Raw genomic sequence first — 12,888 nt, forward strand, 5'->3', positions numbered from 1 at the left:
TTGTAAGTCCAAAAATTTGGTGCCAGCCTAGTGGACGTGAAAGTCCAAAACCTCTCGGGCCGGGGGCGTTTCGCGGGCGCGCTGCTGTTGCTGGCCGGACTGCAATACCTGGCACTGGAGTACGTCACAGCTCGCGCTTGGCACCACCCCACCTACAGCTACACCGTGAACTTCATCAGCGATCTGGGCAACCCGGTCGCCGGGGATGTCTTCGACGGCCGCACGATCGATTCACCCCCGCACTCGGTCATGAACACCGCATTCATCGGCCAGGGCGTGCTGTTCATCGCCGCGGCACTGCTGCTCGCAACCCGAGAACGGCGTGAACGCCTGCTGTTCGGACTCGTGATCGTTCACGGCGCTGGGGTGATCCTGGTCGGGTTCTTCCACGAATCGGCCGCCAACCAGCACAACGGCGTTCTCGTGGTGCACGGCATCGGCGCGGCCGTGGCCATCGTGAGCGGCAATGTCGTCGCGATTCTCGTCGGTACACGGTGGGGCATACCGACGTGGTTGCGCCGAACCAGCATTGCCCTCGGCGTTCTCGGACTGGCCTCGTTCGCGCTGTTGCAGACCGATCGGCCGCTGTATCACGCGGCGGGCGGGATACCCGAACGCGGCGCGGTCTACACCATCCTGGCCTTCGAACTCCTGCTCGGCACAGTACTTCTCGCTGCCGGGGCCCACCGAGCTCCGGACTGCTCCCTACCCCTCACCACGGAAAGGCTCCCCGCATGAACCACACCGCAACCCAGCGCTTGACCGGTCGCCGCGCACTGGTCACCGGATCGACCTCGGGTATCGGACGCGCAATCGCGATCGCACTGGCTCGTGAGGGTGCGGCAGTCGTGGTGTCGGGCCGCGGCAAGGACGCGGGCGAGGCCGTCGTCGAAGCGATCCGCACGACCGGGGGCGTAGCGCATTTCGTCCGCGCCGATCTGGCCGAATCAGGCAGTGCCGCACCAGAACTCGCCCGTGCCGCGGACGCGGCTCTCGACGCCCCGGTCGATCTGCTGGTCAACAATGCCGCACTGCTCATCCCCGCCCAGTCCCTGCTCGACGTCGACGAGACGCTCGCCGATCTGGCCCTGGCCGTGAACGTGAAGGCGCCGGCGCTGCTGACCGCCGCGATCACCCCCGGCATGATCGCGGCCGGAGGCGGTGCGATCGTCAACACCGGTTCCCTCAGCGGCCTGGCCGGCAATGCCGTGTCCGCCTCGACCAAAGCGGCCTTGCATTCGCTCACCGCGTCCTGGGCGGCCGAACTCGCGCCGCGCGGCATTCGTGTCAACGCCGTGGCCCCCGGCCCGACCATGACCGACGAAAATGCCTCCTACCACGAGACATTGCGCAGTCTGGCCGCGTCGACACCCGACCGCCGCCCCGGCACGGCCGCCGAGGTCGCTGCCGCGGTGGTCTTCCTCGCCAGTGCCGAGGCGGCCCATATCCACGGCGCGATCCTGCCCGTCGACGGCGGACACCAGGCCGTGCGTTAACCACGCCATTCGCCGGTGTCCGTTGTCACGATCGCGAGCGGGCTGCGGTCACGACTTGTCGATAACCCGCATTCCTGGCCGCAGATCCACCGATTCGGCTGTACCGCAAGGCGAATGGATACAACTTTCCCGCAATTTCGGAGTGACGAGTGAATGCTCGCGCATGCTCGAGAACCACCACCTCAACCCGCCCTCATGATCCACACGATTGGGAGTTCACCGTCATGAAGACTCTTGCCCGCCGGGCCGCTGTCGTTGCCGCGGCCCTGGCCGCCGCAGCCGGGGCCCTGACCGCTTGCACACAGACCGACCACCACGACTCCGCGCCGGCGTCCACCTCGGCCGGGGTGTCGCGGGTCGCGGACTGGCAGGGTGACAAGCCGACGATCGTGCTGGTACACGGGGCATGGGCGGACGCGGCGGGTTGGACGCCCGTCGTCGCCGAACTGCAGAAGGCGGGATTCCCGGTCAAGGCGCCGCCGAATCCCTTGCGCGGGTTGGATTCCGACGCCGCCTATATCTCCGATGTGCTACGCCAGACCACCGGGCCGATCATCCTGGTGGGGCATTCCTACGGAGGCGCGGTCATCACCAACGCAGTCGCGGGCAACACCCAGGTCAAGGCGCTGGTGTACATCGCGGCCTTCGCGCCCGATCAGGGCGACTCGCTGGCGAGCCTGAACTCCAGTGCACAGGGCAAGGAAATCCCCGCGGTCCCGGCCACGCCGTCGTCGTTTCCCGACACCGGTGGCGGCACCGGTACAGAACTCACCATCGACCCCGCCCAATACCCGAATGTGTTTCTGGACAACACCGTTGCGCCGGCCCAGCAACGGGCGCTCGCGGCCGAACAGCGTCCCCTCGGCCTGGCCGCGGTGACCGGGGTCTCCGGCGCCCCGGCCTGGAAGACTCTCCCGTCCTGGTACCTGGTCGCCGAACAGGATCGTGCAATCGCGCCCGAACTGGAGCGATTCATGGCAACTCGGGCGGGCTCCCACACCGTCGAGATCGAAGGACCGCACCTGATCATGCAGACCGATCCCGACGCAGTAACCGACCTGATCGAACAGGCCGCGGTCGCGACTCATCGATAGCCCCGATCCGGCTGGAAGCGCCCGCACATGCTGAAACAACACAACGATGAAGGAGAACACGATGTCTGATCAGGCGGCTCCGACAGTGGTGCTCGTCCATGGCGCCTTCGCCGACGCCTCGGGATTCGCCGGGGTCATCCGGGAACTGTCCACGTCCGGGCACTCCGTGATCGCGCCACCGAATCCCTTGCGGGGGTTGAGAAACGACGCCGGGGTGGTGCACTCGGTCGTCGCGGCGATCGACGGACCGGTAGTGCTGGTCGGCCATTCCTACGGAGGCGCGGTGATCGGGCAGGCCGCAGCCGGGCTGAGCAATGTGACGGCACTGGTATACCTCGCGGCGTTCAGCCTCGACACCGGTGAAAGCTGCATCGATGTCCAGCAGCCGTTCGCGCCATCGCTACTGGCCGAAACGGCACGTCCGACACCCTACGATGCGCCGGGCGCGGCCGGCGGGCCCGATCTGTACATCGACGGCCGACGGTTCCGCGAAACCTTCTGCGCCGACGTCCCGGTCGACCTCGCGCAGGTGATGGGTGCCGCCCAGCGGCCGCTCGCGGCGGCCGCGTTGGCCGAAAAGGCAATGCAGGCCGGCTGGAAGGAGATTCCGTCCTGGTACCAGGTCGCCGGGCACGACAACGCCATCAACCCCGAAGTCCAGCGGTTCATGGCCAAACGCATGGGATCGACCATCGACGAGGTCGACGGATCGCACACCGTCTTCATCAGCCGGCCCGTGCGCGTCGCCGAATTCATCAAGAGCGCCATTGCCGGGCGCTGACTACCGCACCGGTGAGACCTGTCGGGTACGCCTCGACATCCCGGTCTCGCGGATGCTGCAGGTCGCCGCCGCCCACGACATCGAGGGCGTGATCGGCAAGCGCGTGGACAGCACCTACCGGCCCGGGCGCTCGCAGGTATTGGCGCAAATTCCCGCTGCGCCGGTCGGCCGAGGTGGTGGTGGTCGGCTGGCTGGCCGGCCACACCCACAGCGAGGTGTTCGGGTCCCTGCTCGTCGCCGCCCACGACAACCAGGGGCGGCTGGTGTTGCTCGGGGCGGTCGGGACCGGGTTCAGCGACGCCACCCGCCGCTCGCTACAGCGCGAGCTGCTGGCCCTGGCCGTTGCCACACCGGCGGTCTCCGGTGAGATCCCGGTATCGATCGCGGCCACCGCGCACTGGGTCGCCCCGCATCTGGTCGGTGATGTCGCCTACCGCGAACGCACCGCCACCGGCCTGCGCCACCTATCCTGGCGCGGACTCCGATTCGACCGCTCACCAGCGGAAATATCGGTTCCCGAACACAACTGACCCTCCGGCCTCAGGCGGTCGGGCCATCGTTTTCCGAACGCGGACATCTCGCGCCTAAGACCGTGTCTCATGTCGTTGTGATTCGTTGACTGCGCGTCGGAACTGGTTCTGCCGCATGGTGTTCGACGTGGCCGACGCAGTCCTGTTGGGAGAACTCCCGCTGGACAAGCCGATCTGACCTGGAAGGATAGAGGTCGTGGGAGCGCAGCCAAAGGACTACTCGACAGCGAAACTTATTGTGCGTTCGTTCGAGGAGACTGTTCGAGCCCGGCCTCATATGTTCTTCGGTTGCCACCGTGAGAATCCCAGGCTGCCCGGTGCCATTGTCGACGCGGTGGTGCGGGATACACTGCGGGAACGGGATCGAGAGACCGTGCGGGTTGAGGTGATCATCGAGTCGGACCACCGATTCACCATCACGGACAACTTTGTCAACGAGATGGACAAGCTCGACGCGAATGGCTTGCCATTGAGCCGATGGGCACTCGGCGCGCTGCTTGCGGTCAGTGCACGAACCTGGATCGAGATCCGAACCGCGGATCGACAATGGCTGCAAGAGTTTGCGGGGACAACGCCCATCGAGTCGCCGCGCGAACAGGAGACGACAGGGAGCCCCGGCACTCGAGTCACGTGCGAACTCGACCGCGACTATCTTCCTGCGACGGCAGTGCTGCCCGCTGCTGGAGATCTTCTGGACGCACCGGACGACCGGGTGATCGTTACAGATCTCCGGGGATAAGTGGCCCACCCTAGGAGCCTTTGCCGTACCCGATGGGCAGGCGTTGTCGGGGTCGCGGTAGAACTCGCCGAAAGAACAACGGATATCGCATTGGTCCTGGTCGTTCGGCATGTCCTCGAGCGAATCCCCCGATGTATCACCAACTCCCGAAGAGCTGACGTTGCCGCGTACACGGCATACGTTACAGGTTCGACCTGCGGAAACGCATTGCCGCCGAGGGTGTCTCGCGAACGAACGTCTCCGATCCAGTGCGTGTCGCGAGCGTCAGAGCGCAATGCGCTTCAGCGCTCGATGCGGGCAGAGCTGCCGGGTCGTCAGGTGCTGGGGATCTCACGTGGCCGAAGCCCCTCGAAGACAGTGGTTATCGCGCGGTGACGACGGGCCGTGTCCCAGCCGTAGTGTTCGGCGGCGGCGCTCAAACCATAGAGGGTCATCAGAAGGTCCGCCAACTGGATGTCCGCCCGTACAGCGCCGCCGGCCTGGTCGGCGGTCAGCAACTGGGAAAGCACTGCTCGCAGGTCCGCGGCGAGGGCTTCGAGGGCTGCGGGTTTGTCCGCGCCGGGGGCGGTGTCCGTAGCTCCGAGGTGCTTTTTCACCGTGGCCTCGGCCACGATCCAATCCACGACCTGAAGCAATGCATCCGGTGAATCGGTATGGGCGGCAAGCGTTCGTGCCCTATCGACCAACCGCCGCATACGTTCGGCGACGATCGCTTCGACAAGATCGTTTTTGGTCGGGAAGTGCCGATACACGGTGCCGACCCCAACTCCTGCGGTGCGCGCCACCTCCTCGATGGGCACCTCGACACCCTGCGCCGCGAAGACCGACTCGGCCACCTCCAGCACCCGTGCTCGATTGCGCCGGGCATCGGCGCGCAGCACTCGCTCGCCGGTCACGATGACGATCCATTGACAAACGGAATCCATATTCCGTATTTTCTAAGCGGAATCATGATTCCGATTCTATCGGGGAAGGCATCATGCACTGCACGACACTGGGCAAATCCGGACTGAAGGTCTCACCGATCAGCTTGGGCGCCATGAACTTCGGAGACTCGGCCTACTTCGCCAGCTGCGGCCGGACCGAGGCGCGGCGCATCATCGATCGATTCCTGTCCTCCGGACACAACCTGATCGACACCGCCGACGGCTATACCGGCGGTGAATCCGAGCAGATCATCGGTGACGCCCTGCGTGGCCGCCGTGACCGGGTGATGGTCTCGACGAAAGCGTTTCTGCCCCAGGGTGACGGCCCCAACCAGCGAGGACTGTCACGGGCACATCTGACCCACGCGCTCGAGGCGAGTCTGCGGCGGTTGGACACCGACTACATCGACATCTACTACTGCCACCAATGGGATCCAGACACTCCGATCGAGGAGACCATGGCCACCCTGGACGGTTTCATCCGGTCGGGAAAGGTTCGCTACCTGGGCTGCTCCAACTTCACCGCCGCACAGATCGTCGAATCGCAATGGGCTGCCCAGCGCGTCGGAGGCACCGCGTTCACCGCGCTGCAGGCGCAGTACTCGCTGGTCGCGCGCACGATCGAGGCCGAGATACTCCCGGTCTGCCACCGTCACGGCCTGGGCGTCACTGCCTGGAGTCCGCTGGGGTCGGGCGTGCTCACCGGCCGCTACCGTGACACAGTCGCGGATGGCGACAGTCGACTCGGTCGGCTACTGGCCTCACCAGCGCCGATGGCCCAACGCTGGGCCGGTGATCTGCTCACCGAACACAACCTCAGCATCGCCGACGAAGTGGGCCGTGTCGCAGCCGAATTGGATACGACCGCCGTCGCCGTCGCATTGGCGTGGGTAGCCGGTCGGCCGGACATCACCTCAACCCTGATCGGTCCTCGCACTATCGAGCAGCTCGATGAAAATCTCACCGAGATCCACTTGCCGACCGAACTCACCGAGCGTCTCGATGCGCTGTCCGCGCCCGCCAACGAACCGGTCAACGGAATGTTCACCAGCGCAGCCTGATCCCGATCCGCATTGCTGGCGCGCGCGTCGATCAGAACGAGGTGCCACGAACTTGCCCTACGCCCCTGTGGCGCTACGACTGCCAAATCCGCTGGGCTGAGGGTGAAGTACCGGAACAGCTCTTCGCGGCTGATCTCCGGGAACTCCCGGAGACGCTGCAACTCCTCATCCGCGAATACCCGCGTCGTTGCCACGAACCCAGCCCTCCGACACCCCCAACCAACCTCATCGGCAGCCAAGCCGAGCACCCACCGCCCCACGCCGCACCCGGAACCGTCGAATCACCCCCTACCAGGGCACATCCCGAACTTCGTTGGATCTTCGGCGATTACTACCGGAACCCCAGGACGGCCCGGTGCCGGCGAGCTCAGGCGGGTGGGGCCAGGCGGAGGCGGTGGAGCTGGTCGAGGCGGGCGGCGGTGTCGGTGCCGGCGCGGGGGTTGTAGAGGACCAGGTGGCGGTCGGATTGGTCGGCGAGGGTGAGGGTGGTGGCGTCGAAGTGGAGTGCACCGGCCTCGGGGTGTTCCAGCGCGTTGACCGCCTGCTGGGCCGGGCCGACATCGTGGCGGGACCACAGGCGCGCGAATTCCGGGCTGCGGGAGGCGAGTTCGGTGATGACGGAGTCGAAGCCGGGGTCGCCGGGGCAGAGTGCGGAGTCGGCACGGTAGGCGGCCACGACCGCGGGGGCGGCCTCGGACCAGGTCTGTGGCATGGCCAGGTAGCGCGGGTTGGTGAAATAGGTGACCAGGCAGTTGCTGCCGGGGCCGTCGTAGCCGAAGACGGCGCGGGCGGTGTCGTTGTAGGCCAGCACATTCCAGTAGCGGTCGCGCAGAACGGCGGGGCGGGGATTCCAGGCGTCGAGCAGGTTGCGGGTCTCGACGCTGATGTCGGTGCCGCTGTCGGTGGCGGCGCAGGGCGGGTTGAGGCCGGCCAGGACGTAGAGGTGAGCGCGTTCGGGGGCGGTGAGCTGCAGGGCGGCGGCGACCGCGTCGAGGACGTCGGTGGAGACGGTGATGTCGCGGCCCTGTTCGAGCCAGGTGTACCAGGAGACGCCGACGCCGGCGAGGACGGCGACTTCCTCGCGGCGCAGGCCGGGGGTGCGGCGGCGGCCCGCGGCGGGCAGTCCGACCTGATCGGGGGTGAGGCGGGAGCGCCTGTCGCGCAGGAAATCTCGCAGGTGGTCGCGTCGTCGGCCCGCTGTGTCCATACCTCACGCTAACAATCACGCATGCCCGATTCGTTCGGGTCCCGGCTAGCATGTGACCGAATTCGGGTCTCGAGGGGGACGGATGCGGCAGATTCTGGTGGCGGCGATGGTGGCGCTGGCGGTGTCGATCACGGTGACGCCGTTGCTGATCCGATTGTTCACTCGCCACCGGCTGGGCCAGCAGATCCGGTCGGACGGCCCGGCGAGCCATCTGGCCAAGCGCGGCACCCCGACCATGGGCGGGCTCGCGATCCTGATCGCCCTGTGGTGCGGGTACGGTTCCGCACACCTGGTGGGGATCTACTACGAGGGGACCGGCACGACCGCGTCGGGGCTGCTGGTGCTGGGGTTGGCGACCGCGCTGGGCGCGGTGGGTTTCCTCGACGATTTCATCAAGCTGTCCCAGCAGCGCAGTCTGGGGCTGACCGCGTCGGGCAAGTATCTCGGGCAGGTCAGTGCCGCTGTGCTTTTCGGGGTGCTGGCCCTGCATTTCCGGGGCGGTTCGGGGCTGACGCCGGGCAGCCGTCAGGTGTCGATCGTGCGCGACATCTCCACGGTGTCGCTGGGGCTGACCGGGTTCCTGCTGGCGGCGATCTTCCTGGTGGTGGCGTGGTCGAACGCGGTCAACATCACCGACGGCCTGGACGGGCTGGCGGCGGGTTCGGTGGGTCTGGCGCTGGGGTCGTATGTGCTGATCACGTTCTGGCAGTACACCCATTCGTGCGCGGTCGAGGCGGTGCCGGGCTGCTACACGGTGCGCGATCCCCTGGATCTGGCGCTGGTGTGCGCGGCCGGCGTGGCGGCGTGTGTCGGATTCCTGTGGTGGAACGCGGCTCCGGCGAAGATATTCATGGGTAACACGGGGGCGCGGGCGCTGGGCGGGCTGCTGGCGGGGCTGTCGATCACCACCCGCACCGAACTGCTGATGGTGGCGGTGGGCGCGTTGTCCGTGGCGGAGATCCTGTCGGTGCTGTTGCAGATCGTCATGTTCCGCACCACCCGCACGCGGCTGTTCAAGATGGCGCCGTTCCATCACCATTTCGAGCTGACCGGGTGGCCGGAGACCACGGTGATCATCCGGTTCTGGCTGCTGGCCGCGATCGCCTCGGCCACCGGATTGATCGCCTTCTACGGTGAGCACCTCACCACCACCGGCTCCCGGCTGCCCTGAAACCCGGAAAACCCGTGTGTCCCACCCGGAAGCGTTTCCGGATGGGCCACACGGGTTTTCGGGTCAGTGCACCACGGCGGGCACGTCGGCCGCGGCTGGTACGGCCGATTTGGCGCGAGGCAGGAAGAACGCCGGAATCAAGGTGGCCGCCAGCAGGCACAGCGCCACCACGAAGGTGTGGGCGAAGGCGCGCGCGGCGAGGTCGAAGCCCTCGCCGAGCAGGGTGTGCGGCAGCTGCGCGAGCTGGCCGTTGTAGCGCGACCCGATGGCCGCGTTGGCCAGCGACGGGTCGGGGGCGCCCGGGGGCAGCTGCACGCCCTTGTCGCCCAGGGTGTCGCCCCGGTTGAGCAGGCTGGTCAGCACCACGGAAATGGTTGCGGTGCCGATGGATCCGGCGGTCTGGTTGACGATGTTCATCAGCGTCGACCCGCGCGCGACCTCACTGTGGGTCAGCGTCTGGATGGCGGCGGTCATGGTCGGCATCATGGTGCAGCCCATGCCCAGACCCATCACGAACAGCACCCCGCACAGCAGCGCATACGGGGTGTCGGCCTTGACCTGGGTCAGGAACGCCATGGACACCGCCATGACGGTGATACCGGTGAGCACGATCTTGCCGGGCCCGATCTTGTCGACCAGCCGGCCCGCGATCGGCATGGTGAGCATGGCGCCCAGGCCCTGCGGGGCGATGAGCAGACCGGCGGCCAGGGTCGATTCCCCGCGCACCTGCTGCAGATACGACGGCAGCAGCAGACCGGAGCCGAAGAACGCCATGGCGAACAGGGTCATGGTCATCACCGCGAAGCGCAGCGACCTGTTCTTGAACAGCCGCAGTTCGATCAGCGGGTGCTCGGTGCGCAGGGCGTGGAAGACGAACCCGATCAGCAGCGCCAGGCCGACGATCGCGGGGATGAGCACCTTGGCCGATTTGACGGTGCCCTCGCCGGGGATCGAGGACACGCCGTAGAGGAAGGCGGCCAGACCGGGTGAGGCCAGCAGCATGCCCAGGAAGTCGAAGCTCTGCGAGGGTTCGGGGTTGTCGCGCGGGAAGACGACGAACGCCAGGATCAGCGCGATGATGCCGATGGGCAGGTTGATCAAGAAGATCCAGTGCCAGCTGAAGGATTCGATCAGCCAGCCGCCCAGGATCGGGCCGCCGATCGGGCCCAGCAGCATCGGCACGCCCAGCACGGCCATGACGCGGCCGATGCGCTGCGGGCCAGCGGCGTGGGTCATGATCGTCATGCCCAGCGGCATGAGCATGCCGCCGCCCAGGCCCTGGATGACGCGGAAGGCGATGAGGGACTCGATGTTCCAGGCCGTCGAGCACAGTACCGAGCCGAGCACGAAGAACACCAGCGCCATCATGTAGAGGCGTTTGGTGCCGAAGCGGTCGGCGGCCCAGCCGGTGAGCGGGATGACGGTCGCCAGGGCGAGGGTGTAGCCGGTCATCGACCAGGCGGCGATGGCGTAGGTGGTGTCGAAGTCGTGCTGGAAGGTGGGGATCGCTACGGTCACGACGGTCACGTCGAGGATCGACATGATGGCGCCGAGCACCACGACACCGGCGATTTTGAAGACGCCGATGTCCAGTTTGTCGTCGGCGGAATCGGCCGCCACGGTATCCGGAGGGGTGGTCACCGGTTCAGCCTGCCAGCCGGTCGGTTACGAAACCAGCACATATTGATATCGGCGTTTCGGCGGCATCCGGGCAGCATCGTCATCACGTCTCATTCCGGCGGCGGCGGCCAGCCGGCGTCATTGTCGTAGAAGTTCTCCGCGGCCGCGTCGGCGGCGGCCGCGGCCCGCATCTCGAACTCGGAGGGGTCACCCGGATCCGGTTCGCGCACATCGCTTCTGCCCTCGGAATCGGTGGGATCGACGGGGATGCGAGCGGTGCTCACGAGGGGTCCTCTCTGCAGCGCGATGGTCGCCGGGAGCCGGATCACCCGATCATACCGAGCGGTAGCAAATGTCCGGCGATCTCCCGGGCGCCCCGGCCGGGCCCCTCGGCGCGCGTACGCTGGCGTTCTCGAGCGATCCAGTCGAGGAGTTCATTCGCGATGACCGACCCGGTAGTGGGCCTGACCGGTACGCTGACCTCGCCGATCCGGGGCAAGGGACTCCTCGGTGAGGTGCAGGTCGCTATTCGAGGGGGAACCGAGCTCTACATCGCCCGCGCCGAGGAGCCGTTGCCGGCCGGCGCGACCGTGCTCGTCGTGGCCGTGCATCCGGGGCGCATCGTCGATGTTGTTGCGTGGATTCCCCTTCCGGGCGATCGATAGATCGAGAACTTCTTTCCACGAATAGAGGAGACAGCGATGCTCGGGTACCACGTTCCGGCGCCGGACCAGGCGATGCTGGTCAGCGGCGGCCGCGCCGGCAAGGACAACGCACCGTTTCGGGTGATCATCGGGCACGGCGCGTGGGTGGTGCCGTTGTTCCGCAAGGTGCGGTATCTGTCGCTGGCCATGTTCGAGGCCGAGATCGGCGAACGCTGCGTCACCAAGCAGGCCATCCAGCTCGACGTGCGGGCGGTGATCGCGTTCAAGGTCGCCAACGACACGCAGTCGATCGTCAATGCGGCACAACGGTTCCTGTCCGAGCAGGAGCGCGAGATGAGCGTGCTGACCGGGCGCATCTTCTCCGGGCATCTGCGCTCGATCGTGGGCTCGATGACGGTGGAGGAGATCATCCGCGAGCGCCAGAAACTGGCCGACGAGGTGCTGGTGGCCTCCAAGGTGGAGATGAGCAATATCGGGCTGTGGGTGGACTCGTTCCAGATCCAGCACATCGACGACGGCAACCTCGGCTACATCGCGGCCCTGGCCGCCCCGCACAATGCCGCGGTCAAGCGTGACGCGCAGATCGCGCAGGCCGCGGCCGCGCAGCTGGCGGCGCAGGCCGAGCAGGAGTCCCAGCGCAAGCAGGCCGAGTATCAGCGCGAGACCGCGATCCTCAAGGCGCAGTATCAGCGCGATATCGACAAGGCCAATGCCGAAGCGGCGCAGGCGGGTCCGCTCGCGCAGGCCACCGCGCTGCAGGAGGTGCTGTCCGCGCAGGCCGAGCAGGCGCGCAAGCAGGCCGAGCTGCGCGAGCAGCAGTTGCAGGCCGAGGTGGTGAAACCGGCTCGGGCAGAGGCGGATCGGGTGCGGATCCTGGCCGAGGCCGAGGCCGATCGCACGCGCATCCAGGCCGAGGCGGCGGCGTCGAACAACCGGATCGCGCTGGATCAGCTGCTGATCGAGCAGTTGCCCGAGATCGTCAAGCAGGCGTCGGTGGGCTTGTCGAAGGCGAACCTGACCGTGCTCAACGGTCCCGATGGGGTCTCGGAGATCGTGAACGGCATGGTGGGCCAGGGGCTGACGGTCTTCAATTCGTTGCAAAAGGCACTTTCCTCCAACAATGATCAGCCCGCGGACTAGAGTGACCGCCAGAGGGACGCGGCGACGAGGAGCGGGTGTTTAGGTGTCCATCGGGAAATTGGTGTCGTTCGACAGTTCTCGGGGTTTCGGATTCATCCGTCCGGAAGACGGTGGTCCGGATGTGTTCGTGCACGTCAACGACATCGGGCTGGACGAGGACGAGTTGCGCCAGGGGCGGGTGTTCGAATTCGATGTGACCGAGGGTGATCGGGGTCCCAAGGCGATCAACCTGGCGGTGGTGCCGGGGCAGTCGGCCCCGGTGCGGCACGCCAAGGGCAAGGATCATCGCGGGTCGGGGCAGATGAGTGCGGCCGAGCATCGCCGGCTGATCACCGAGTTGCTGCTGGATGCCTCGCCGCAGCTGACCGCGGCGGAGATCATCACCATCCGCGACCGGCTCACCGCCTTCGCCGATCAGCACGGGTGGATCGAGAACTGACCGGTTCGCATTACGATCG

General features: G+C 66.7%; 15 protein-coding genes and 1 pseudogene. 11 read left to right on the top strand and 5 right to left on the bottom strand.

Going from position 1 to position 12,888, the window contains the following annotated elements; all coding sequences use genetic code 11:
* The first annotated feature begins 36 nt into the window (after nucleotides 1-36).
* The 6 genes from ACFXHE_RS08865 (at nucleotide 37) to ACFXHE_RS08890 (ending at nucleotide 4,640) form a co-directional block, all read left to right on the top strand.
* Nucleotides 37-738 (top strand): DUF998 domain-containing protein, encoded by a 702-nt coding sequence (locus ACFXHE_RS08865; RefSeq protein ID WP_379381321.1) that lies wholly within the window; start codon nucleotides 37-39, stop codon nucleotides 736-738.
* The gene (locus ACFXHE_RS08870; protein WP_379381323.1) at nucleotides 735-1,496 is read left to right on the top strand and encodes an SDR family NAD(P)-dependent oxidoreductase; all 762 of its coding nucleotides are present in this window, start codon (nucleotides 735-737) and stop codon (nucleotides 1,494-1,496) included. The genes ACFXHE_RS08865 and ACFXHE_RS08870 overlap by 4 nt, the downstream gene beginning before the upstream one ends.
* A 224-nt stretch (nucleotides 1,497-1,720) precedes the next feature.
* Nucleotides 1,721-2,590 (top strand): alpha/beta fold hydrolase, encoded by an 870-nt coding sequence (locus ACFXHE_RS08875; protein WP_379381325.1) that lies wholly within the window; start codon nucleotides 1,721-1,723, stop codon nucleotides 2,588-2,590.
* 61 nt (nucleotides 2,591-2,651) lie between these two features.
* A complete protein-coding gene (locus ACFXHE_RS08880; RefSeq protein ID WP_379381327.1) occupies nucleotides 2,652-3,371 on the top strand; it encodes an alpha/beta fold hydrolase in 720 nt (239 codons plus the stop codon).
* Between the two features lie 179 nt (nucleotides 3,372-3,550).
* A complete protein-coding gene (locus ACFXHE_RS08885; RefSeq protein WP_379381329.1) occupies nucleotides 3,551-3,901 on the top strand; it encodes a hypothetical protein in 351 nt (116 codons plus the stop codon).
* Nucleotides 3,902-4,097: 196 nt separating this feature from the next.
* On the top strand, nucleotides 4,098-4,640 hold the full coding sequence (locus ACFXHE_RS08890) for a hypothetical protein (protein WP_379381331.1): 543 nt from the start codon (nucleotides 4,098-4,100) through the stop codon (nucleotides 4,638-4,640).
* A gap of 314 nt (nucleotides 4,641-4,954) precedes the next feature.
* Here the strand turns inward: ACFXHE_RS08890 and ACFXHE_RS08895 are convergent, their stop codons facing one another.
* On the bottom strand, nucleotides 4,955-5,521 hold the full coding sequence (locus ACFXHE_RS08895; protein WP_379381333.1) for a TetR/AcrR family transcriptional regulator: 567 nt from the start codon (nucleotides 5,519-5,521) through the stop codon (nucleotides 4,955-4,957).
* A gap of 98 nt (nucleotides 5,522-5,619) precedes the next feature.
* Here ACFXHE_RS08895 and ACFXHE_RS08900 point away from each other — a divergent pair, with 98 nt between their 5' ends.
* Nucleotides 5,620-6,627, top strand: coding sequence for an aldo/keto reductase (locus tag ACFXHE_RS08900; protein WP_379381335.1), 1,008 nt, complete (start codon nucleotides 5,620-5,622; stop codon nucleotides 6,625-6,627).
* A 59-nt stretch (nucleotides 6,628-6,686) separates the two neighbouring features.
* On the opposite strand, the pseudogene ACFXHE_RS08905 reads toward ACFXHE_RS08900, so the two are convergent.
* Nucleotides 6,687-6,821 (bottom strand): annotated as a pseudogene (locus ACFXHE_RS08905) (DUF4158 domain-containing protein); the annotation flags it as partial.
* A gap of 173 nt (nucleotides 6,822-6,994) precedes the next feature.
* Nucleotides 6,995-7,834, bottom strand: coding sequence for a helix-turn-helix transcriptional regulator (locus tag ACFXHE_RS08910; RefSeq protein ID WP_379381337.1), 840 nt, complete (start codon nucleotides 7,832-7,834; stop codon nucleotides 6,995-6,997).
* An 82-nt stretch (nucleotides 7,835-7,916) separates the two neighbouring features.
* Here ACFXHE_RS08910 and mraY point away from each other — a divergent pair, with 82 nt between their 5' ends.
* The gene (mraY, locus tag ACFXHE_RS08915; protein WP_379381339.1) at nucleotides 7,917-9,005 is read left to right on the top strand and encodes a phospho-N-acetylmuramoyl-pentapeptide-transferase; all 1,089 of its coding nucleotides are present in this window, start codon (nucleotides 7,917-7,919) and stop codon (nucleotides 9,003-9,005) included.
* Nucleotides 9,006-9,068: 63 nt separating this feature from the next.
* Here mraY and ACFXHE_RS08920 read toward each other — a convergent pair whose 3' ends face one another.
* Complete coding sequence (locus ACFXHE_RS08920) at nucleotides 9,069-10,646, bottom strand: DHA2 family efflux MFS transporter permease subunit (protein WP_379381341.1); 1,578 nt, start codon at nucleotides 10,644-10,646, stop codon at nucleotides 9,069-9,071.
* 89 nt (nucleotides 10,647-10,735) lie between these two features.
* Entirely contained in the window at nucleotides 10,736-10,909 is a 174-nt protein-coding gene (locus ACFXHE_RS08925; RefSeq protein WP_379381343.1) for a hypothetical protein, read from the bottom strand.
* Nucleotides 10,910-11,068: 159 nt separating this feature from the next.
* Between ACFXHE_RS08925 and ACFXHE_RS08930 the strand changes: the two genes are divergently transcribed.
* Genes ACFXHE_RS08930 through ACFXHE_RS08940 form a run of 3 tightly spaced genes read left to right on the top strand, consistent with a single transcriptional unit; the run spans nucleotide 11,069 to nucleotide 12,869 of the window.
* Nucleotides 11,069-11,290 carry a hypothetical protein gene (locus tag ACFXHE_RS08930; RefSeq protein WP_364611276.1) on the top strand — a complete coding sequence of 74 codons (222 nt, stop codon included), beginning with the start codon at nucleotides 11,069-11,071 and terminating at the stop codon, nucleotides 11,288-11,290.
* Nucleotides 11,291-11,326: 36 nt separating this feature from the next.
* Nucleotides 11,327-12,430, top strand: a complete 1,104-nt coding sequence (locus ACFXHE_RS08935) for an SPFH domain-containing protein (protein ID WP_379381345.1) — start codon at nucleotides 11,327-11,329, stop codon at nucleotides 12,428-12,430.
* Between the two features lie 43 nt (nucleotides 12,431-12,473).
* A complete protein-coding gene (locus tag ACFXHE_RS08940) occupies nucleotides 12,474-12,869 on the top strand; it encodes a cold-shock protein (protein ID WP_040863830.1) in 396 nt (131 codons plus the stop codon).
* Nucleotides 12,870-12,888 lie beyond the last annotated feature (19 nt).

The organism is Nocardia sp. NPDC059229, from assembly GCF_042754165.1.
In the GTDB taxonomy this organism is placed as follows: Bacteria; Actinomycetota; Actinomycetes; order Mycobacteriales; family Mycobacteriaceae; genus Nocardia.

Bases quoted from the DNA above. Each gene is read 5' to 3' on its own strand.
- ACFXHE_RS08870 (WP_379381323.1), top strand. From the start codon at position 735: ATGAACCACACCGCAACCCAGCGCTTGACCGGTCGCCGCGCACTGGTC.
- ACFXHE_RS08875 (WP_379381325.1), top strand. From the start codon at position 1,721: ATGAAGACTCTTGCCCGCCGGGCCGCTGTCGTTGCCGCGGCCCTGGCC.
- ACFXHE_RS08880 (WP_379381327.1), top strand. From the start codon at position 2,652: ATGTCTGATCAGGCGGCTCCGACAGTGGTGCTCGTCCATGGCGCCTTC.
- ACFXHE_RS08900 (WP_379381335.1), top strand. From the start codon at position 5,620: ATGCACTGCACGACACTGGGCAAATCCGGACTGAAGGTCTCACCGATC.
- ACFXHE_RS08910 (WP_379381337.1), bottom strand. From the start codon at position 7,834: ATGGACACAGCGGGCCGACGACGCGACCACCTGCGAGATTTCCTGCGC.
- mraY (WP_379381339.1), top strand. From the start codon at position 7,917: ATGCGGCAGATTCTGGTGGCGGCGATGGTGGCGCTGGCGGTGTCGATC.
- ACFXHE_RS08930 (WP_364611276.1), top strand. From the start codon at position 11,069: ATGACCGACCCGGTAGTGGGCCTGACCGGTACGCTGACCTCGCCGATC.
- ACFXHE_RS08935 (WP_379381345.1), top strand. From the start codon at position 11,327: ATGCTCGGGTACCACGTTCCGGCGCCGGACCAGGCGATGCTGGTCAGC.